This window comes from Leucobacter japonicus, from assembly GCF_001273855.1.
Taxonomy (GTDB): Bacteria; Actinomycetota; Actinomycetes; order Actinomycetales; family Microbacteriaceae; genus Leucobacter; species Leucobacter japonicus.
In genome coordinates this window covers 197,276-217,679 of record NZ_JHBX01000077.1, presented here as the reverse complement: position 1 = coordinate 217,679, position 20,404 = coordinate 197,276, and the positions used below count along the sequence as shown (strand labels likewise).

The window sequence follows — 20,404 nt, the reverse complement described above, 5'->3', positions numbered from 1 at the left end:
CCGAACCATGAGGAGTATGCATGTCGGCAGAAGAGACCCTGATCCTGGTGAAGCCCGACGGCGTCGCCCGCGGACTGACCGGCGAGATCATCCGCCGCATCGAGGCCAAGGGGTACACGCTCACCGATCTCCGCTTCGTGCACGCCGACCGCGAGCTGCTCGCCGCGCACTACGCCGAGCACGAGGGAAAGCCGTTCTTCGAACCCCTGCTCGAGTTCATGTCGTCGGGCCCGTCGGTCGCGATCCGCGCAACCGGTGACCGCGTCATCGAGGGGTTCCGCTCCCTGGCCGGCACCACCGATCCGACCACGGCGGCCCCGGGCACCATCCGCGGCGATCTCGGCCGCGACTGGGGCCTCAAGGTGCAGCAGAATCTCGTACACGGCTCCGACTCGCCCGAGTCGGCCGCGCGCGAGCTGGGTCTCTGGTTCGCCTAACGCGCAACACACCACGACGGCCGCGGGGGAGCAACTCCTCCGCGGCCGTCCTGCTGTCTCGGCGACGCTCGACTAGATCTCGGGCACTATGCGCACCGCGCCCTTGTCGGCCGACTGTGCGAACGTGGCGTACGCGCGCAGCGCCGGCGACACCTCGCGTTCGCGGGAGCGCGGGCGATAGCCGCCCGCCAGTTCCAGCGCCGCGCGCCGTCGGTCGAGCTCGGCCGCGGGAACGTCGAGCGTCAGCTCGCGCGTCGGGATGTCGATGACGATGCGGTCGCCGTCCTCAACGAGCGCGATCACGCCACCGGCCGCGGCCTCGGGGGAGATGTGTCCGATCGAGAGCCCCGAGGTGCCGCCCGAGAAGCGGCCATCGGTGATGAGCGCGCAGCTCTTGCCGAGGCCACGGCCCTTCAAGAACGACGTGGGGTAGAGCATCTCCTGCATGCCCGGGCCTCCCTTCGGGCCCTCGTACCGGATGACCACGACGTCGCCGGCGCTCACCCGCTTGTTCAAGATCTTCTCGACGGCCTCGTCCTGCGACTCGCAGACGACGGCGGTGCCCTCGAAGTGCCAGATGGACTCGTCGACGCCGGCCGTTTTCACGACTGCGCCGTCGACCGCGACGTTGCCGCGGAGCACCGCGAGACCGCCGTCCGCAGAGTAGGCGTGCGCGATATCGCGGATGCACCCGTGCGCCGCGTCGAGGTCGAGGCTCTGCCACCGTTCTGACTGGGAGAACGCCGTCGAGGAGCGCTTGCCGCCGGGAGCGGCGTGCCACAGGTCGAGCGACTCCTGAGACGCGGTGCCGCCGCGCACGTCCCACTCGTCGAGCCACTCGCCGAGGGTGGCCGCGTGCACCGTGTGCACGGTGTCGTCGAGGTGCCCGCCGCGGCGCAGTTCGCCGAGGAGGGCCGGAATGCCGCCCGCACGGTGCACGTCTTCCATGTAGTAGGTGCGGTCGCCGGCGACGTTCGGTGCGACCTTGGCGAGGCACGGCACGCGGCGGGAGACCGTGTCGATCTCGTCGAGGCCGAACGCCACCCCGGCCTCGTGCGCGGCCGCGAGCAGGTGCAGGATGGTGTTCGTCGAGCCGCCCATGGCGATGTCGAGCGCCATGGCGTTGCCGAACGCCTCGGGGGTCGCGATGCTGCGGGGGAGCAGGGTGTGGTCGTCGCCCTCGTAGTGACGCTTCGTGATGTCGACGACGAGCGATCCGGCACGCTCGTAGAGCGCCCGTCGCGCCGTATGAGTCGCGAGCGTGGAACCGTTGCCCGGCAGGGAGAGTCCGATCGCCTCGGTGAGGCAGTTCATCGAGTTGGCGGTGAACATGCCCGAGCACGAGCCGCAGGTCGGGCATGCGGACTCCTCGATGGTCTGCAGGTCCGCGTCCGAGATGTTCTCATTCACCGCGTCCGAGATCGCATCGACGAGATCGAGCGTGCGCACCATGCCATTCGCGAGCACGGCGCGCCCCGACTCCATCGGGCCTCCCGACACGAACACGGTCGGAATGTTCAGCCGGAGGGCGGCGAGCAGCATGCCGGGCGTGATCTTGTCGCAGTTCGAGATACAGACGAGCGCGTCGGCGCAGTGCGCGTTCACCATGTACTCGACCGAGTCGGCGATGAGATCGCGCGAGGGCAGCGAGTAGAGCATGCCGCCGTGGCCCATCGCGATGCCGTCGTCGACCGCGATAGTGTTGAATTCGCGTGGCACTCCGCCCGATTCGGTGATCGCATCAGAGACGATGCGCCCGACCGGCGCGAGATGCGTGTGCCCGGGTACGAACTCGGTGAACGAGTTCGCCACCGCGATGATGGGTTTGCGGCCGATGTCGGCACCCGGAACGCCGGCGGCGCGCAGCAGTGCTCGCGCTCCCGCCATGTTGCGTCCGTGGGTGACCGTGCGTGAGCGATATGGAGGCATGCTTCACTGCATCACGGGCACAGTACTGCGCGGAAGAGAGCACTGGTCCTAGTACTCGCAGTACTATCAGAGTATGCCCCGGCCTCGCACTCCACGACGCGTGCAACTGGGTGAGTTTCTCGCGGCTCGCCGGCGGCAGCGGGATCGCGTCGGGCTCGGTCTCCCTGCGGCTGCGGGGCGCGGACGCGCAGGTGCGGCCCGGTCGCAGGGGCTCAGCCGCGAGGAGATGGCGACGCTCGCCGGCATGAGTGTGAGCTGGTACACCTGGCTCGAGCAGGGGCGCGACATCAATGCGTCGCGCCAGGTCATCGATGCGGTCGCCCGGGTTCTCGCGTTGACCGATGCCGAACGCGAGTATGTGCGATCGCTCGTCGAGACGGGCGATGTTGCCGGCGACGTGCCCGACCGTGCCACTCCGGCGCACCTGCAACGACTCATCGATGCGCTCGAGCACCCGGCATTCATCGTCGGCACGGACTGGGCGATTCTGGGCTGGAACCACCACTACGAGTGGCTCTACGGTCCCATCGCCTCGACGCCGAAGCCCGAACGCAATCTGCTCTGGCTCATCTACACCGACCCCCGACTGCGCGCACTGCTCCCCGACTGGGAGCGCGACAGTCGTCGCTTCCTCGCCGAGTTTCGAGCCGAGTCGGGGGTGCGGCTCGACTCGGACCGGCATCGCGCGCTCATCTCACGCCTGCACGCGCACAGCGCCGATTTTCGGGTGCAGTGGGCCGAGCACGCCGTGGAGCGGTTCGCCTCGCGGCAGCGCGCGTTCGTGCACCCGGACGTCGGGCCGGTGCTCTTCGAGCATCATCGCCTGGTGCCCTCGGACGCCACGGAGTTGCACGTCGTCATCTACGTGCCGATTCCCACGCACACACCCGCCGACGCCGACGGGGCCGTGTGGTTTCCGGTGCCGCAGATCGGCAGTGCCGGATCACCCGGCGCCCCCGACGCTCCGCGCCGCGATGTCGGTGGCGCGCGATAGCGTACCCGCATGACTCTTTCGCTCAGCGCACCCGAGGCCCGACGCGTCGCCCTTGCCGCACAGGGCTTCGCCAACACGGCGAAGCTGCGCGTGCGCCGACCCTTCGATACTGCTCTCGATCGGCTGCACGTGCTGCAAATCGACTCGGTGAACGTGTTCGCCCGGAGCCACCATCTGCCGGTGTTCTCGCGCCACGGTCGATACGATGCCGACGCACTCGATCGGCATCTGTGGGAGAGCGGTGAGTTCACGGAGTATTGGGCGCATGAAGCGGCGTTCATCCCCGTCGGCGACCGTCCGCTGTTCCAATGGCGCATGGCTGAGCGCCGCCTCCGCGACCAGCGGTCGGGCCGCGCAGACGCCCTCGCCCCGGTGCTCGACCGAGTGCGCGCGCACCTCGCCGACGCAGGCCCGTCGCTCGTGCGCGATCTCGAAGACGGCCCCCGCGCGAACCGCGGACCCTGGTGGGATTGGAGCGACACGAAACGCGCGGTCGAGGTGCTCTTCGCCTGGGGCGAGGTGGTGACGGCGGGGCGTACTGGGTTTCAACGCAGATACGCGCTCGCAGAGCAGGTGCTGCCGGCCGCGGGCCTCGACGACGTATCGGCGGTACGCGCGCAGCGCTCGCTTATCGAACGAGCCGCCCGGTCGCTCGGCGTCGGTACCCTCGCCGATCTCGCCGACTACCATCGGCTGAAGTCGACGCCGGCGCGCGCGGCGGTCGCCGAGCTCGAGGCCGAAGGCGTGCTGCTGCCCGTCGTCGTTGACGGGTGGCGCACGCGCTCCGGGGCACCCGAACGCGCGTGGATGCACCGCGACGCGGTGGTGCCGTCGCGCCTCGCACCGAACGCCCTGCTCACCCCCTTCGACCCGGTGGTATGGTTCCGTCCTCGCGCCGAGCGCATGTTCGACTTCCACTACCGCATCGAGATCTACACTCCGAAGGAGCAGCGCAAGTTCGGGTACTACTGCCTGCCGCTGATGGTCGGCGGCACACTGGCGGGCCGCATCGATCTCAAAGCGGATCGCGCCTCCGACACGCTGCTCGTGCAGGCCGCGTGGCAAGAGCAGCGCGCACCCGCGCGAACACCGGAGGTCGCGGCGTCGTTGCTGGCGCAGGCGGCGGCGTGGCAGGGGCTCGCAGACGTGCGCGTTTCGGGTATCGGCAACTTGCCGCTGCCCGAGACCATTGCCGTCGGCTGATCGCCATCCGACCGGCGTGACAGCGGCCGATCCGAGCTGACAGCGCTCCGACAGTGCTGTGACAGTGCCGGGCATCACACTGATGCCATGATCCAACAACACAGCGAATGGGCCGTCGAGGCCGAGTCTCTGGTCAAGGTGTTCGGAACGCACCGTGCGGTCGACGGAGTCGACCTGCAGGTACGCACTGGAACCGTGGTCGGCGTGCTCGGCCCGAACGGCGCCGGCAAGACCACCACTCTGAGCATGCTCGCGACGCTCCTGCGTCCAGATGGCGGCTCGGCCCGCGTCTTCGGGCACGATGTCGCGCGCGAGCCCCACATCGTGCGCCAGCTTCTCGGCGTGACCGGGCAGTACGCCTCGGTCGACGAGGCGCTGTCGGCAACGGAGAACCTCGTCATCTTCGGCCGACTGCTGGGCCTATCGAGCCGTGAGGCGCGCGCCAAGTCCGAGGAACTGCTCGAGCGCTTCGGCCTCACTGAGGCAGCGCGTCGTCCCCTCAAGCACTTCTCGGGCGGCATGCGACGGCGTCTCGACCTCGCGGCGTCACTGATCGCCCAGCCACCGCTCATCTTCCTCGACGAACCGACCACGGGCCTCGACCCCCGCACCCGCGGCCAGATGTGGGAGACGATTCGAGAACTGGTCGCCACCGGGTCCACCGTGCTGCTCACCACGCAGTACCTCGATGAGGCAGACCAGCTCGCCGATCGCATCGCCGTCATCGACCACGGGCGCGTCGTCGCCGAGGGCACGGCCGAGGAACTCAAGTCTTCGGTCGGCACGGCATCCCTGCACCTGCGCGTCGCCGAGCGGGGCGACCGCACGGAACTCGAGGTGCAGACCGCTCTCGAGGCGGTGCAGCGCGTTCTCGGAGTGCCTGCCGTGCGCTCACCCGAGGGGTCGCGCCTCACCGCGCCGATGACCGACCCCGATCGCCTCGCCGACCTCCTCATCGAGCTGCGCGCAGCCGACGTCTCGGTCACCGAGATCAGCGTGCAGAAGCCCACCCTCGACGAAGTCTTCCTCACCATCACCGGGGTGCCCGACTCCACGGCCTCCTCAGACACCTCGAGCGACGCCGAGCGCTCCAGCGCACAGGAGATCCACGCATGAGCACCACCGCTGCCGCACCCGCATCGCACACCCCGATCGTCCCGGCGCACGCGCGGTCGCTGCATCGTCGTCCGAGCTTCTCCGAGAGCTTCGCGCACACGCGCACCATGGCGTACCGCGGCCTCATCAAGATCCGGCGCACCCCCGAACAGCTCGTCGACGTCACGATCCAGCCCATCATCTTCACCCTGATGTTCGCCTACATCTTCGGCGGCGCAATCGCGGGCGACGTGCAGACGTACCTGCCGCAGCTGATCCCGGGCATTCTCGTGCAGACCGTCATCACCGGCTCCGTCGTGACCGGCACGCAGCTCCGCGAAGACATGGACAAGGGCGTGTTCGATCGATTCAGGTCCCTCCCGATCGCGCGCATTGCCCCGCTCTCCGGAGCGCTCCTCGCCGACACCGTGCGATACGCGATCGCCACGACCATGACGATGCTCATGGGCGTGCTGATGGGGTGGCGTCCGGGCGGCGGGCTCGCCAGCGTGGTGCTGGCAGGCCTGCTTGTCATCGCGTGCGCCTGGGCACTCAGCTGGATCTTCGCGCTCTTCGGCGTCATCGCACGCACCGCGGCCAGCGTGCAGGGCATCTCGATGCTGATCCTGTTCCCGCTGACCTTCCTGTCGAACGCGTTCGTTCCCGCCGATTCGCTGCCGAACTGGCTGCAGTGGTTCGCCGATATCAACCCGGTGTCGCACCTCGTGACCGCGGTGCGCGACCTGGCGAATTCGGGAACCGTCGGGGTCGACCTGTGGACCTCGCTGCTTGGCGCCGCCGTGGTTGTCGCGATCTTCGCGCCGCTCACCGTCCGGGCCTACATGCGGAAGGCGTAGACGCGGGTCAGCCCCGGGAAGCGGGTTCCGCGAGTACCTCGAGTGCCCGCGGCACCCGCGTCTCCGCGGCGGCAGCGGCCGCACGCGCGGCGGTGTCGGCGATGCGCGACGCGCCGTCGGCCCCCCGAGCTTCGAGCACCTCGATCGCACGAGCCCGGTGCGACTCGAGGCGCAGCGCCGGCTGATCCTGACGCGCCCCCAGCACACCGGCCCAGGCCAGCGCCTCGATGCCGCGGTCCATCAGCTCGTCATGCTCGATCGCCCACGCGCCCCAGGCGATCAATGCGGTGCCCAGAATCGGGCGATCAATGTATCCCTGCTGGACGCGATGCATAGCGATCACACGGGTGCGAATTCGGTTCGCCCACGATGCGCGTTCAGCTTTCGTGAGCGTGCCGTCGAGGCACGCGGCGGCAAGCATGCCCGACATGGCGACCAGATACCACGGCGACGCCCGCTGCTCCGGGGTTTCGAACGCGAGCATGGCACGGGCGAACCGCCGCGACGACTCTGCGGTGTCGCCCTCGGCGCGCGAGACCTCGGCCAGCCCGAACCAGGAAATTGCCGCGAACTCATGGCGATCCCGCGACCCCGGATGGGCATCGACAAGCTCCTCGAACAGCACGCGAGCCTCTCCGGTGCGACCGAGCGACAGCAGGGTCAACCCTCGCAACCAGTTCCGCTCGTCGGCCTCATCCTCCGCATCGAACGCGTGCAGACCTGCCGCCGCGCGATCGAGCCAGGTCAGTGCGTCGCCCGGGCGGGCCGACTGGCTCGCGAGTTGGGCCAGCGTGTTCGCCGCCATCGATTCCAGCCACACCTGGCCAGAGCTCCGTGCATCGCGCCAGGCTTCGCGAGCCGACTCCTCTGCACGGCGATGCTCACCGAGATTCTCATCGAGCATCGCGGCGAAGAGTGCACCGGCAAGCATTCCTTCGGGATCGCCGACGGCGCGCAACCGAGCAATTTCTGCGGCGACCCGCTCGAGATCCGGAAACACCGCGATGATCGCGGCCATGCCGCGCAACACCGAGCGCACCGCGCTCACCCGTCTCATCACCAAGCCGAGCAGCGCGACGAGTCGGGGCAAGCGCACATCTTCGATGCTCGCCAACCAGACGATACAGGTCAGCTGAGCCAGCACGATCGCCTCGTCGGGGAGCCCATCGAGCTCCGAACGCAGACGCGCGCGCGCCGTCTGAATCACGAGGTCCGCGGCTTCTGCGCACACCACCTGGAGTTCGGTGTGAGCACCGCGCACGATGTCCGTGTGCCCCAGGAGACACACGATCAGCACCGCTGTCTCCGAGTCGTTCTGGCGGATCGCGTGACGCAGAATCGCCACCAGGTTGTCGCGCTCCGCACGTACCTCGCGGTGCCGCGCAGCGCCGATCGCTCCAGGCACTCCGTACAACTGCGGGGCGCACCCGCGCACGAACCCGCGTGCCCACTGCGTGACCGCATGCTCAGCGCGTTCCCTCGTCGCCGACTCGCGCAGGCGATCCAGGCCGAATTCGCGCACGGTTTCGTACATTCGGAACCGCACGGTGTGGGTTCCCACATCGTCGTACGCGGTCAACATCGACTGCTCGACCAGGGAGGTGAGCGCCGCATCCGCATCTTCGGCGGCGATTCCGCTCAGTTCGAGCACAGCAAGGGCGGTCGGAGTGCTCCACCCGCCGGGCAACAGCGCGAGCACCGCCAACGCCTCTTGCGAGGTCGCATCGAGCAGTTCCCAACTCCAGTCGATGACCGCACGCAAGGTCTGGTGGCGCTCGGGCGCGCTCCGATCTCCGCCTTGCAGCAGGGTGAACCGCTGCTGCAGTCGGACCTCGATCTCGGAGATGCTCATCGTTCGCGTGCGCGCCGCCGCGAGTTCGATCGCGAGCGGAAGCCCGTCGAGTGCGCGGCACAAACGGGCAACGGTCGCAACGTCCCCGGCGGCACTCGCGCGAATCGAGCGGGCGCGGCGCTCAAAGAGCTGTTCCGCCGACCCGGTGCCGTCACCGACGACCTGCAGCGGGGCCAACTCGAACACCTGCTCGCCCGGGAGCCCGAGCGGTGCCCGACTCGTCGTCAGCACCGAGAGTGTCGGAATCTGGCCCAGCACATCGTCTACCCAGCGAGCGACGTACGCGATGATCTGCTCGCAGTTGTCGAGTACGAGCAGCGTCGGGCGCTCAGCCAGTTCCGCGAGCACCAATGCATGGAGGTCCGAGCGCACGTCTGAGAGACGTGCATTGGTGGTCGCCTCGCGCACACCGAGAGCGCTTGCAACGGCGCCGAGGAGGTCGGCGCCCGCGCGGACGGTCGCCAAGCGAACCATCACTACAGCGTGTTCGACTCGATGGGCGGCAGCCTGCACGAGGCTCGTCTTGCCGAGCCCGCCGATGCCGAGCACCGTGACCAGGCGGTGACTGTCGAGCACCGACTCCAATGCGGCCAGGTCGGCAGCGCGCCCGACCAATCCGTCCAGCGGCCCCGGCAGCGCACCGCGCGTGCGGCTCGCAGAACGTGTATCGAGTCGAGACCCATCGACCGGCCCCTCCGATGCGCGCAGCGCTTGGAGATGGGCCGACACGACCTCGGGGCCGGGTGAGGCGCCCCAGACTTCGCGAAGACGCACCTGCAAGCTTGCGAACACCGCGAGTGCTTCCGCAGTGTCGCCCTGTGCAACGAACGCTCCGATCGCCTCCGCGTGCAAATGCTCATCGAATGGACGCTCGCCGAGCAGGCCTCGGTAGGCGTCAAGAGCGTCTCGTCCGCGACCGGCGTGACGCAGGCCGAGCGCTCGCTGCATGCGAATCTCGAGATGCACCGCAGCCGCCTGCTCCGCGAGCAGCAGCCCAACCGGCGCATCGCCCAGATCGGCACCGGGTTCACCGGCCCAGAGCGCGAGTGCCGCCTCGAGATGCTGCAGGCGTTCGGGCGTGCGCGCCTCGGGATCTTCCCGGTCCTGCGCCACCGCTCGTGCGATGGCCCAATCGCTTCTCCCGTACTCGGCAGAGAGCGCGTACCCGGCGGCCGTCGTCACGATGACGGGCCCGCAGGCCGCACGCACGCGTGACACCAGGCTCTGCAGTGCCGCCTTGGGATGGGTCGGAAGCGCATCGCCCCAGAGCAGCTCGCCGAGCGCGGGAACGCTCATGCCCGATGAAGCCCCGCTGGCCACTGCGGCCACGAGTGCGCGGGGGAGTCGTCCCCCGGGATTGACACCATCGACGCGAATCTCGCCCAGCACCGTGATGCGTGGCGGCTCGATCGACATGGGAACGAGTGTATCGCCGCGGGCCTCCTCCTCAGCGCGTTCTCGGAGCCGTGCCGACGAATGTCGGCGGCCGCGAGTACGCTCGGAGACATGGAACCCACGCGCAGCGTCCGCCCTTTCGAAGTGGTCAGCGAGTACGAGCCGAATGGCGATCAGCCGAAGGCGATCGAAGAGCTCGCGCATCGCATCAACGCCGGTGAAACCGACGTGGTGCTGCTCGGAGCCACCGGTACCGGCAAGTCCGCGACGACGGCCTGGTTGATCGAGGCGGTGCAACGCCCGACTCTCGTCCTCGCCCATAACAAGACGCTCGCCGCGCAGCTCGCAAGCGAGTTCCGAAGCCTGCTTCCGAACAACTCGGTCGAGTACTTCGTGAGCTACTACGACTACTACCAGCCTGAGGCCTACGTGCCGCAGACGGACACGTTCATCGAGAAAGACTCCTCCGTGAATGCCGAAGTCGAACGCCTGCGGCATTCGACGACCAACGCATTGTTGAGCCGGCGTGACACCGTGGTCGTCTCCACGGTTTCCTGCATCTACGGACTCGGTAAACCGGAGGAGTACTACGAGGCGATGGTGCCGCTCGCCGTCGGCGATCGGCTCGACCGCGACGTGCTGCTGCGCCGCTTCGTCGACATGCAGTACCAGCGCAACGACATCGAATTCGTTCGCGGCAACTTTCGCGTGCGCGGCGACACGGTCGAGATCATCCCGATGTATGAGGAACTGGCGATTCGCATCGAGTTCTTCGGCGACGAAATCGAAGCGCTGTACTATCTGCATCCGGTGACCGGTGACGTGATCAAACAGGTCGAGACGATCTCCGTGTTTCCCGGCTCTCACTACGTCGCGAGTCGCGAGGTGATGCATCGCGCGATGGGGCAGATCTCGGAAGAACTCGACGTGCGCACCCGAGAACTCAAGCAGCAGAACAAGCTGGTCGAGGAGCAACGGTTGCGCATGCGCACCACTTTCGATCTCGAGATGATGGAGCAGATCGGATTCTGCTCGGGCATCGAGAATTATTCGATGCACATGGACGGGCGCAGCCCCGGCGAGGCTCCGCACTGCCTGCTCGACTACTTCCCCGACGATTTTCTCGTCGTCATCGATGAGTCGCATGTCACCGTGCCGCAGATCGGTGCGATGTTCGAGGGTGATGCGTCGCGCAAGCGTACCCTCGTCGATCATGGCTTCCGCCTGCCGAGCGCGCTCGACAATCGACCGTTGAAGTTCAGCGAATTCAAAGATCGCGTCGGCCAGACGGTCTACCTGTCGGCCACTCCCGGTAAGTACGAGCTCGAGCGGGCCGATGGCGTCGTCGAGCAGATCATTCGGCCGACCGGCCTCATCGATCCGAAGATCGTGGTCAAACCGAGCGAGGGGCAGATCGACGACCTCCTCGAAGAGGTGCGCCTCCGGGCCGAACGCGATGAGCGAGTGCTGGTCACGACGCTCACGAAGAAGATGGCCGAACAGCTCACGACGTTCATGGAGGAGTCGGGCGTACGCGTGCGCTATCTGCATTCCGATGTCGATACCCTGCGCCGCGTCGAACTCCTCTCAGAGCTTCGCGCCGGTGTGTACGACGTGCTGATCGGTATCAATCTGCTGCGTGAGGGTCTCGACCTCCCAGAGGTCTCTCTGGTCGCTATTCTCGACGCCGATAAAGAAGGGTTCCTGCGCTCAAGCACCTCCTTGATCCAGACGATCGGTCGCGCCGCGCGCAACGTTTCCGGTGAGGTGCACATGTACGCCGATCGCGTCACGCGCTCCATGCGTGAGGCCATCGATGAGACCGATCGTCGCCGTGAAATCCAGGTCGCGTACAACGCGGAGCACGGCATCGATCCTCAGCCCCTGCGCAAAAAGATTGGTGACATCACCGAAATGCTGCAGCGCGAGGCGGCAGATACCGAAGACGTGCTTTCTCGCACGGGGGCGCATGCGCAACGCAGTTCGGGCGGATCATCGCAGCGGGCCAAGGGCAAGGCCGCAGCGCGAGCGGGAGCGATCGCAAGCGAAGGCGCCGGCAAGCTGCAAGAACTGATCGCTGATCTGACCGACCAGATGCTGGTCGCCGCCGAAGAGCTCAAGTTCGAGCTCGCCGCGCGGCTCCGCGATGAGGTCTCAGAGCTCAAGCGCGAATTGCGCAGCATGGACCAGGCCGGCCACCTCTAGGCCCGAATCTGAGGCGGCCGAGATGTACCGGGAGTTCGCTGTAGCGGGCATCGGCGTGCTGTGGCGCGCCGATGCCGATTACCCCGGTGCTCGCGCCCATGCGGTGCTCGCTGAGCGCTCTCGCCGCGTGCTCATCCCGGCCGATGGCTGCACCGACCTCGTGCTGCATCGCGATGAGTTGCGGATTGCGGGGCCATCGACGCGCGTCATCCATGCTGACGCGGCGACGCCAGGTTCAGCGGCGTCCGTCGGTATCCGCTTCCAGCCCGGAACCGCCAGCGAATTCCTCACCCACCCGCTTACCGAGCTGCGCGATCAATCGATCGTCGCGGACGCGGTCGTCGATACACGCCTCGCCCGAAGCCTACGGCTCGGCATGGAGCAGCTGGCTGCGGCCCCCGCTGACTTCGTGCATGACCTCGGAGAGCAGCTGTTCCGCGAACTGCGGGAGGTCCGCGCCAGTCGGCGAGGCATGCACGCGTTCGACCGCGAGAACTCCGTCGACTGGCGAGCGTGCGTGCGGCGAAGCGCCGAACGAGGCCTCTCGCTCCCGGCGGTGCTCTCCGAACTCGACTTCTCAGAACGTCAGTTGCACCGCCGTATGGCGTCGGAGTTCGGGTACGGGTACACGGCACTCCGCAGAGTGCAGCGGTCGAGGCAAGCCCGCACCCTGCTCCGGTCGGGAGTCACCGCGTCCGACGTTGCCGCGCGCCTGGGGTTCGCCGATCAATCGCATCTCACCCGCGACCTGCGCAGCACAGCGGGCGTCACCCCGGCCACGCTGCACCGAAGTGAGGCACGGCCGGCGGAACCCTCCGCGGCCGCGGGCTAGTCCGCGGCTGGCAGCGCCGCGTAGAGATCGATCGAGTTGCCGTCAGGGTCGAGCACCGTCGCGTAGCGCTGACCCCACGGGGCATCCCATGGCGCCGTCTCGCCGGCGTTCGGATGCTCACGGACGATGCTGGCGTAGGCCTCGTCGACGGCGCTGGGGGATTCGGCGCTGAACGCGAACGCGATCCGATTGTCGCCGGTCGGCAGCGTGAATCCAGGAATAAAACTTTCGAGTGTCGAGACCGGATCCCATGCGAGCTTCATGCCATTCGGGAGCACATGCTCGACATGCGGAGCCTCGTCCTGCCCGTCTGGGATGTTCAGACCGAGCGAACGATAGAACGCGAGCGAAGCGCCGAGGTTTGAGGTAACAATGCCGATGAAATCGAATGTGAGCGTCATGGCTTCAGAGTAAGCGGCGCGGAGCCTGACGTATTGAACAATTCGGACACCGACGCATCGGACTCACAGGATCAGGTACCCGTAGCGATCGGCCGCGCGATCGACCACGCCCGAGAGCTCATCGCGATCCAAACGCATGCGCGCGAGCGGATGGCGGGGGAGCGCCGACTGTGCCGGCGCCCACATCGCGACGACGCGCTCGCTGGGGATCACCGAAGACGCAGAGATCACGCCGTCGAGCTGAGGGTAGGCCTGTCGAATCGCGCGTGCCCATCGCCGGCTCTGTGCTCGTTCACCCGATGAGATCGCGGCGTTGCCGCCGGCGACGGAGATCCAGTCACTGTCGCTGACGTCGAGGAGCCGGAGCTCTCGGGTCACCGCAAAGATCGTCACCTCGGGCGCATCTTCGCAGCGACGGATGATGCGCGTTGATTGGAACACTTCGAGCACGCAGGCGTCGAACGCCGTGATCGCCGGCCGTTCGAGGACCGCGTAGAGCACGCCCTCCTCGGGGTGCTCACCGACCGGCTCGGGGTGCGGATCGAACCGGGCGTCGAGCGGGCCGTAGTTCCGGAAATCATGCCAGCGCACGGGGTGCGGGCCGGCCGTCTTCGAAATACGAGCGAATGCGGTGCCGGCGGGAAGTGAGCGCACCCAGGTGGGGTCGGCCTCGAGGTCGGGGAAACGAGAAGGATCGACCTCGGGCAATCGTTCACTCATGGGAGTCGATGCAGCGCATCGTCGACCGCAATGGCCGCGGCCGCCGGATCCCCGCCCTGTGCGAGCCATTCGAACGGAGCGAGTTCCTCCCCATCGCCCCGAAGCGACGGTGCCGGTGACGTCAGTACCCGTTCAGCCAGCAGCATGGGGGTGCCTGCCGGAATCGCCCGCGCCACCGTGCCCCAGCCGTTGAGCTCGCGGTCATGCGGGAACTGGAATCGCGGCAGGTACCAACCGTCGCTGCGGCGCTGCGCGAGCAGCGAGCCAGCCGCGCACCGCTGCCGCACCCGGGCCGCAGTCACGCCGAGCATCTCGGCGGTTTCCGTCACCGTCGCGCTTCGATCGGCGACGTGGCGATCCCACAGCATTCCACGCGTCGTCGCTGCAAGCGGGGTCGGCTCGCGGAGTTCGGTTTCCGTCACCCCGAAACGTGCCAACGACTGAACTTCGGAGGCGCTCAGCCCTCGCGAGTCTGCAGCTTGATGCGCGAGCACGCCGGCGAGCAATGCCTCGGCGGCGTCCAGGCGCTCGTGATCGATCTGCGTGACGAGCGCATGGACACGCTCGACGGCGGGATCAGTACGTGCGCGGGTGGAGCGACGCGCGATGGGCGAGAGCTGCGGCAGGGACACGGCGATTCCTTTCGTTGCCTTATGTCGATAATACTCGCGCGCGATCGAACTCGCCAAGGCCGAAAGGCGATCCATCGTACGTATGTTCGAATTCTCGGCAACGGCGACGTAGAATGGAGCGGTGACTACGACGCCCACTGCTCCCATCCGCTCCTCATCCGCTCACGCCCAGATCAGCGTGCAAGGGGCGCGCGTCCACAATCTCCAGAACGTTGACCTGTCGATTCCGCGCGACTCAATGGTGGTGTTCACCGGGTTGTCCGGCAGCGGCAAATCGAGCCTGGCGTTCGACACGATCTTCGCCGAGGGGCAGCGACGTTACGTCGAATCGTTGAGCGCCTATGCCCGACAGTTCCTCGGCCAGGTGGATCGGCCTGACGTCGATTTCATCGAGGGCTTGAGCCCCGCCGTGTCCATCGACCAGAAATCGACCAACCGCAACCCTCGATCGACGGTGGGCACGATCACCGAGATCTACGACTACATGCGGTTGCTCTGGGCCCGCATCGGCGTGCCGCACTGCGCCGTATGTGGGGAGCGAATCGCCTCACAGACGGTGCAGCAGATCGCCGACCAGTTGATGGAGCTTGACGAGCGCACGCGCTACCAGGTGCTCGCGCCGGTCGTGAGCAAGAAGAAGGGGGAGTTCGTCGACCTCTTCCAAGACCTCGCCGCGAGCGGGTATTCTCGCGCACTCGTCGACGGCGAGATGATCCAGCTCTCCGATCCGCCCCAGCTGAAGAAGCAGGTGAAGCACGACATCTCAGTCGTCGTCGACCGGCTCGTCGCAGGCCCCGAGATCCTCGGCCGCCTCACCGACTCACTCGAAACCGCACTCAGGCTTGCGAGCGGCATCGTCGCGATCGAATTCGTCGATCAAGACGCCAACGCCTCTGATCGAGTGCAGCTCTTTTCGGAGCATCTCTCGTGCCCGAACCAGCACCCCGTGCAACTTACCGAAATCGAGCCGCGCACATTCTCGTTCAATGCACCCTTCGGCGCATGTCCGACCTGTTCCGGTCTCGGCACCAGCATGTCGGTCGATGAAGATCTGGTTTTGGGCGACCCCGAGCTCTCCATCGCGGAAGGCGTCATCGTCCCCTGGACCAGCCAGGGCAAGAGCCTGTACCAGTACTACGAGAAGCTGCTCGTCGGCCTGTCCGACGACCTCAATTTCTCGCTGAAGACTTCATGGTCCGATCTCGGTGAAGAGGTGCAACAGGCCGTTCTCTACGGCAACGACTTCAAGGTGAATGTGCGCTGGCGCAACCGGTTCGGGCGCGAAGTGAAGTACTCCTCGGGGTTCGAAGGGGTGATTCCCTTCATCGAACGCCAATACGCGGAGGCAGAGTCCGACACGAAGCGCGATCGCTGGTCTGAGTTCCTGCGCGAAGTGCCTTGCCATGCGTGCCAGGGGCAGCGCCTCAAGCCGGAGGTGCTCGCGGTGACCGTCGACGCGCAGTCCATCGCGAGCGTCGGCGAGTACAGCTTGACCGACGCGAAGCGCTTCTTCGACGAGGTCGTGCTCTCCGACCGTGAGGCGAAGATTGCCGCGCAGGTGCTTCGCGAAATCCGATTGCGCTTCGACTTCCTGATCGAGGTCGGTCTCGGCTACCTCACTCTGGCACGGGCGGCAGGCACGCTCTCGGGCGGCGAAGCGCAGCGCATTCGTCTCGCCACTCAGATCGGCTCCGGTCTCACGGGTGTGCTGTACGTGCTCGATGAGCCCAGCATCGGGCTGCATCAGCGAGACAACCGCCGCCTCATCGAAACCCTGATCAAATTGCGCGACCTCGGCAATACGCTGATCGTCGTCGAGCACGATGAGGAAACGATCGAGGCCGCAGACTGGATAGTCGACATCGGCCCAGGTGCCGGCGTCGAGGGTGGAACCGTCGTCCATTCAGGCAAGTACGACGAATTGCTCGAGAACACCGCTTCGATGACCGGTGACTACCTGGCAGGTCGGCGAGGCATCGACACTCCGAAGCGTCGGCGCAAACGCGACCGCAAGCGCGAACTCAAGGTCATCGGTGCGCGCTCGAACAACCTCCGCAACGTCGATGCCACGTTCCCGCTCGGAGTGATGACCGCGGTGACCGGCGTTTCGGGGTCAGGCAAATCGACGCTCGTGAACGACATCCTCTATCGAGTGCTCGCCAACCAGCTGAACGGCGCGCGCCTGGTGCCGGGTAAGCACACGCGGGTGACCGGCCTCGAACACCTCGACAAGGTCGTGCACGTCGACCAGGCGCCGATCGGCCGCACGCCGCGTTCCAACCCCGCGACGTACACCGGTGTCTTCGACAAGATCCGCAACCTCTTCGCAGAAACTCCTGAGGCGAAGACTCGCGGCTATCTGCCCGGTCGTTTCAGCTTCAACGTCAAGGGCGGTCGGTGCGAGGCGTGCTCCGGTGACGGCACCCTGAAGATCGAAATGAACTTCCTCCCCGACGTGTACGTCGCGTGCGAGGTCTGCGGCGGGTCGCGGTACAACCGAGAGACGCTGCAGGTGCGATACAAGGGCAAGAACATCTCCGAGATTCTTGAGATGCCCATCGCGGAAGCCGAGCAGTTCTTCGAGCCGATCTCGTCGATTCACCGGTTCATGAAGACGCTGGTCGACGTCGGCCTCGGCTATGTGCGCTTGGGGCAGAGCGCGACGACCCTCTCCGGTGGTGAAGCGCAACGCGTCAAGCTCGCAACAGAACTGCAGAAGCGGTCGAACGGTCGCAGCATCTACGTACTCGATGAACCGACGACGGGGTTGCACTTCGAAGACGTGCGCAAGCTCCTGCTCGTCTTGAACGGTCTGGTCGAGAAGGGCAACACGGTGATCACGATCGAACACAACCTCGACGTCATTCGGAGCGCCGACTGGGTGATCGATCTGGGCCCCGAGGGCGGCTCCGGTGGCGGCATGATCATCGCGGAAGGCACCCCTGAACAGCTCTCGACCGTCGCCGAGAGTCACACTGGCCAGTTCCTCGCCGAGGTCCTGAACGGTCGCGCGAAAGCGTCCGCTTGATCGACACCGACCGCAGAGCCGATTTCCGTCCGGCTCAGGGGGAGATCCCGACGTCACCTGGGGTGTATCGCTTCAGCGATCGACACGGTCGCGTGCTGTACATCGGCAAGGCGAAGAACCTGCGTGCGCGGCTCGCGAACTATTTCCAGCCGCTGCACTCGCTCATGCCGCGCACGCGCACGATGCTCTCGCTCGCCGCGAAGCTCGACTGGACCGTGGTCGCGACGGACACTGAGTCACTCGTGCTCGAGCACACCTGGATCACTGAATACAAGCCGCCGTTTAACGTCCAGTTCAAGGACGATAAGACCTATCCGTATCTTGCGGTGACCCTGCGGGAAGAGGCGCCCCGCCTCGTCATCACGCGGAATGAGCGTATTCGCGGCGCCAAGTACTTCGGGCCGTATCCGAAGGTGTGGGCGCTGCGCGAAACCACTGCGCTCTTGCAGCAGGCATTTCCGATTCGCACCTGCAACGACAGCGACTACCATCGCGCGATGTCGACGGGCCGTCCGTGCCTTGCCGGCCAGATCGGGCGCTGCAGCGGTCCGTGCTCGCAGCTCGTCACCCTCGATGAGCATCGGGAACGAGTGAATGATCTGGTCTCGTTCTTGAACGGGGGAGACACGCGGCACCTGAAAGACTTGCACGTCGCCATGCGCTCAGCCGCACTCGAACAGCGCTATGAAGACGCTGCTCGACTGCGCGATCAGGCCCAGGCGGTCGAACACGTCATGGAGAAGAACGCGGTGGTTCTGGCACTCGACGTGAACCTCGATGTGTTCGGACTGCGCTCGGATGAACTGGCCGCAGCCGCCCACCAGTTCATCATTCGCGGCGGCAGAATTCGCGGCGAACGCAGCTGGATCGTGGATGTGGAGCTCGACGATTCTCCTGAAACGCTGCTCGAACAAGTGCTCCAATCCGCATACGAAGGCGAACGCGAACCGCCGCCTCAGGTCCTGGTACCGCGGCTTCCCGCCAATGCTCCCGATCTGGAGGTGGCTCTCGCCGCACGACGCCCGCGCAAAGGCAAGGTGCAGATCCGCGTCCCGGAGCGCGGCGACAAAGTGCAATTGATGGACCGGGCGGTGCTCAACGCCGGCGAGCATCTGATTCGGCACAAGTTGAAGCGCGCCGCAGATCTGACCGCGCGTACCGATGCACTTGCCGAGTTGCAGCGCTCGCTCGACATGGACGAGCCTCCGTTGCGTATCGAATGCATCGATGTGTCCCATCTGCAGGGAACCGGAGTCGTGGCGTCACTGGTGGTGTTCGAGGACGGGCTGCCCGCCAAGGGCGCGTATCGCAAGTACCGGATCGAGCAGACCACGGACGACACCGACTCGATCTATCAGGTGGTCTCGCGCCGCGCTGCACAGCTGAACGCCGCACGCGAGTCTGGCGAGGCTCCCAGCGGCATCTACCGAGACCGGCCGCAACTCCTCATCGTCGATGGCGGAGAACCGCAAGTTCGGGCGGCGGCGCGCGCGCTCGCGGAAGCCGGGATCACTGATGTGGCACTCTGCGGCATCGCCAAGCGCCTCGAAGAGATCTGGCTGCCGAACGACCCGTTCCCGGTGATCCTTCCGCGCACGAGCGAGGCACTCTTCCTCGTGCAACGAGTTCGCGACGAAGCACACCGCTTCGCGATCACCTTCCAACGGCAGCGACGTAGCACGTCAATCTCGAGTCGACTCTCCGAGGTTCCCGGTCTCGGGCCCAAGCGCGTGCAGGCACTCCTGAAACACTTCGGGTCGGTGACCCGTCTGCGTGCGGCCTCCCTCGCCGAGCTCGCAGCAGCTCCGGGCGTCGGCGAGAAATTGGGTGAGCAGATTCTCGCCCACCTGCAAACGGATCCTCAGCCGGGCGCTAAGCTAGAGGCCGCACCGGACGCGATTCAAGGAGAGGAGCACGGCGCATGAACGACGCGGCAACTCGACAGGAAATCCTCATCGTCACCGGCATGTCCGGCGCAGGTCGCAGCACCGTCGCGAACACCCTTGAAGATCTGGGCTGGTACGTCGTCGATAATCTTCCCCTGCCGATGTTGAAGACGCTCGCCGATATGGCCGATCGTTCCGGGGGAGCGCTCCCGCGCATCGTCGCGGTTGTCGACGTTCGCGGGCGCGATCTGTTCGAAGACATTCAGGCCACCGTCGCTGAGCTCCGTGATAACGCGACCGTTCGCGTCGTATTTCTCGACGCAACGGACGACATCCTGGTCCGTCGATACGAATCCGTTCGTCGGCCGCACCCGCTACAGGGCGATGAGCGCAGCCTCGCCGAGGGTATCGGCTTGGAGCGCGAGCGTCTTCAAGAGCTTCGGGCCTCCAGCGATGTCGTCATCGACACTTCGCGTTACAACGTGCACGAACTCTCGACGGCGACCCGCGAGCTGTTCTCCGATGACAACACTCCCGGCCTGCAGCTCTCCGTATCGAGTTTCGGCTTCAAATACGGCGCGCCGACCGATGTCGATCTGATGGTCGACATGCGTTTTCTGCCGAATCCGTTCTGGGAGCCCGAGCTGCGCGCCCTGACCGGAGTTGACCCAGAAGTGAAAGACTACGTGCTCAGTCGCGAAGGTGCGACCGAGTTCCTGGACCACTACGTCGCAGCTCTTGCTCCAGTGCTCGCGGGCTTCCAGCGAGAGAACAAACGACATGCTTCGCTCGCGGTAGGATGCACCGGCGGCAAACACCGCTCCGTTGCGACTGCGCGAGAACTCGCGGACCGGCTCGCCGGGCTGCCGGGCGTCAGTGTGAATCTGCGCCATCGCGACCTCGGTCGCGAGTAGTCGACGCTGCACCGTCGACCGATC

Annotated in this window: 15 protein-coding genes; 10 read left to right on the top strand and 5 right to left on the bottom strand. The window is 66.3% G+C overall.

The genetic code is table 11. The features are described from left to right. Positions 1-20: 20 nt before the first annotated feature. The gene (gene ndk, locus AMS67_RS02160; RefSeq protein ID WP_053353044.1) at positions 21-437 is read left to right on the top strand and encodes a nucleoside-diphosphate kinase; all 417 of its coding nucleotides are present in this window, start codon (positions 21-23) and stop codon (positions 435-437) included. A gap of 72 nt (positions 438-509) precedes the next feature. Here the strand turns inward: ndk and ilvD are convergent, their stop codons facing one another. After that, positions 510-2,366 (bottom strand): dihydroxy-acid dehydratase, encoded by a 1,857-nt coding sequence (ilvD, locus tag AMS67_RS02155; protein WP_053385880.1) that lies wholly within the window; start codon positions 2,364-2,366, stop codon positions 510-512. A 73-nt stretch (positions 2,367-2,439) separates the two neighbouring features. Between ilvD and AMS67_RS02150 the strand changes: the two genes are divergently transcribed. From AMS67_RS02150 to AMS67_RS02135, 4 genes are all read left to right on the top strand, one after another. Next, complete coding sequence (locus AMS67_RS02150; RefSeq protein WP_075201179.1) at positions 2,440-3,360, top strand: helix-turn-helix transcriptional regulator; 921 nt, start codon at positions 2,440-2,442, stop codon at positions 3,358-3,360. Between the two features lie 9 nt (positions 3,361-3,369). Continuing rightward, positions 3,370-4,563: a winged helix-turn-helix domain-containing protein gene (locus AMS67_RS02145; protein WP_053385879.1), complete on the top strand. Its 1,194-nt coding sequence runs from the start codon at positions 3,370-3,372 to the stop codon at positions 4,561-4,563. 87 nt (positions 4,564-4,650) lie between these two features. Beyond that, positions 4,651-5,679, top strand: a complete 1,029-nt coding sequence (locus tag AMS67_RS02140) for an ATP-binding cassette domain-containing protein (RefSeq protein ID WP_193787058.1) — start codon at positions 4,651-4,653, stop codon at positions 5,677-5,679. Next, on the top strand, positions 5,676-6,515 hold the full coding sequence (locus AMS67_RS02135) for an ABC transporter permease (RefSeq protein ID WP_082305223.1): 840 nt from the start codon (positions 5,676-5,678) through the stop codon (positions 6,513-6,515). Before AMS67_RS02140 ends, AMS67_RS02135 begins: the two co-directional genes overlap by 4 nt. A 7-nt stretch (positions 6,516-6,522) precedes the next feature. Here the strand turns inward: AMS67_RS02135 and AMS67_RS02130 are convergent, their stop codons facing one another. Then, a complete protein-coding gene (locus AMS67_RS02130; protein WP_053385878.1) occupies positions 6,523-9,783 on the bottom strand; it encodes an ATP-binding protein in 3,261 nt (1,086 codons plus the stop codon). Between the two features lie 90 nt (positions 9,784-9,873). On the opposite strand from AMS67_RS02130, the gene uvrB reads away from it, so the two are divergent. Beyond that, positions 9,874-11,967, top strand: a complete 2,094-nt coding sequence (gene uvrB / locus AMS67_RS02125; RefSeq protein WP_053385923.1) for an excinuclease ABC subunit UvrB — start codon at positions 9,874-9,876, stop codon at positions 11,965-11,967. Positions 11,968-11,989: 22 nt separating this feature from the next. Further along, positions 11,990-12,799, top strand: a complete 810-nt coding sequence (locus AMS67_RS02120; protein WP_053385877.1) for a helix-turn-helix transcriptional regulator — start codon at positions 11,990-11,992, stop codon at positions 12,797-12,799. On the opposite strand, the gene AMS67_RS02115 is transcribed toward AMS67_RS02120, so the two are convergent. The 3 genes from AMS67_RS02115 to AMS67_RS02105 all read right to left on the bottom strand — a co-directional run bounded on the left by AMS67_RS02115 (position 12,796) and on the right by AMS67_RS02105 (position 14,552). Beyond that, positions 12,796-13,200: a VOC family protein gene (locus tag AMS67_RS02115; RefSeq protein ID WP_053385876.1), complete on the bottom strand. Its 405-nt coding sequence runs from the start codon at positions 13,198-13,200 to the stop codon at positions 12,796-12,798. The two genes, AMS67_RS02120 and AMS67_RS02115, sit on opposite strands and share 4 nt — an antisense overlap. Before the next feature lie 63 nt (positions 13,201-13,263). Continuing rightward, a complete protein-coding gene (locus AMS67_RS02110; protein WP_053385875.1) occupies positions 13,264-13,920 on the bottom strand; it encodes a hypothetical protein in 657 nt (218 codons plus the stop codon). Then, entirely contained in the window at positions 13,917-14,552 is a 636-nt protein-coding gene (locus AMS67_RS02105) for a hypothetical protein (RefSeq protein ID WP_156316492.1), read from the bottom strand. The genes AMS67_RS02110 and AMS67_RS02105 overlap by 4 nt, the downstream gene beginning before the upstream one ends. A 121-nt stretch (positions 14,553-14,673) precedes the next feature. Between AMS67_RS02105 and uvrA the strand changes: the two genes are divergently transcribed. From uvrA to rapZ, 3 genes are read left to right on the top strand one after another with little or no spacing between them, the layout of a single operon-like run. Next, a complete protein-coding gene (uvrA, locus tag AMS67_RS02100; protein WP_053385873.1) occupies positions 14,674-17,580 on the top strand; it encodes an excinuclease ABC subunit UvrA in 2,907 nt (968 codons plus the stop codon). Further along, entirely contained in the window at positions 17,577-19,505 is a 1,929-nt protein-coding gene (uvrC, locus tag AMS67_RS02095; RefSeq protein WP_075201178.1) for an excinuclease ABC subunit UvrC, read from the top strand. The genes uvrA and uvrC overlap by 4 nt, the downstream gene beginning before the upstream one ends. Further along, complete coding sequence (gene rapZ / locus AMS67_RS02090) at positions 19,502-20,380, top strand: RNase adapter RapZ (RefSeq protein ID WP_053353035.1); 879 nt, start codon at positions 19,502-19,504, stop codon at positions 20,378-20,380. Before uvrC ends, rapZ begins: the two co-directional genes overlap by 4 nt. The last annotated feature ends 24 nt before the right edge of the window (positions 20,381-20,404 follow it).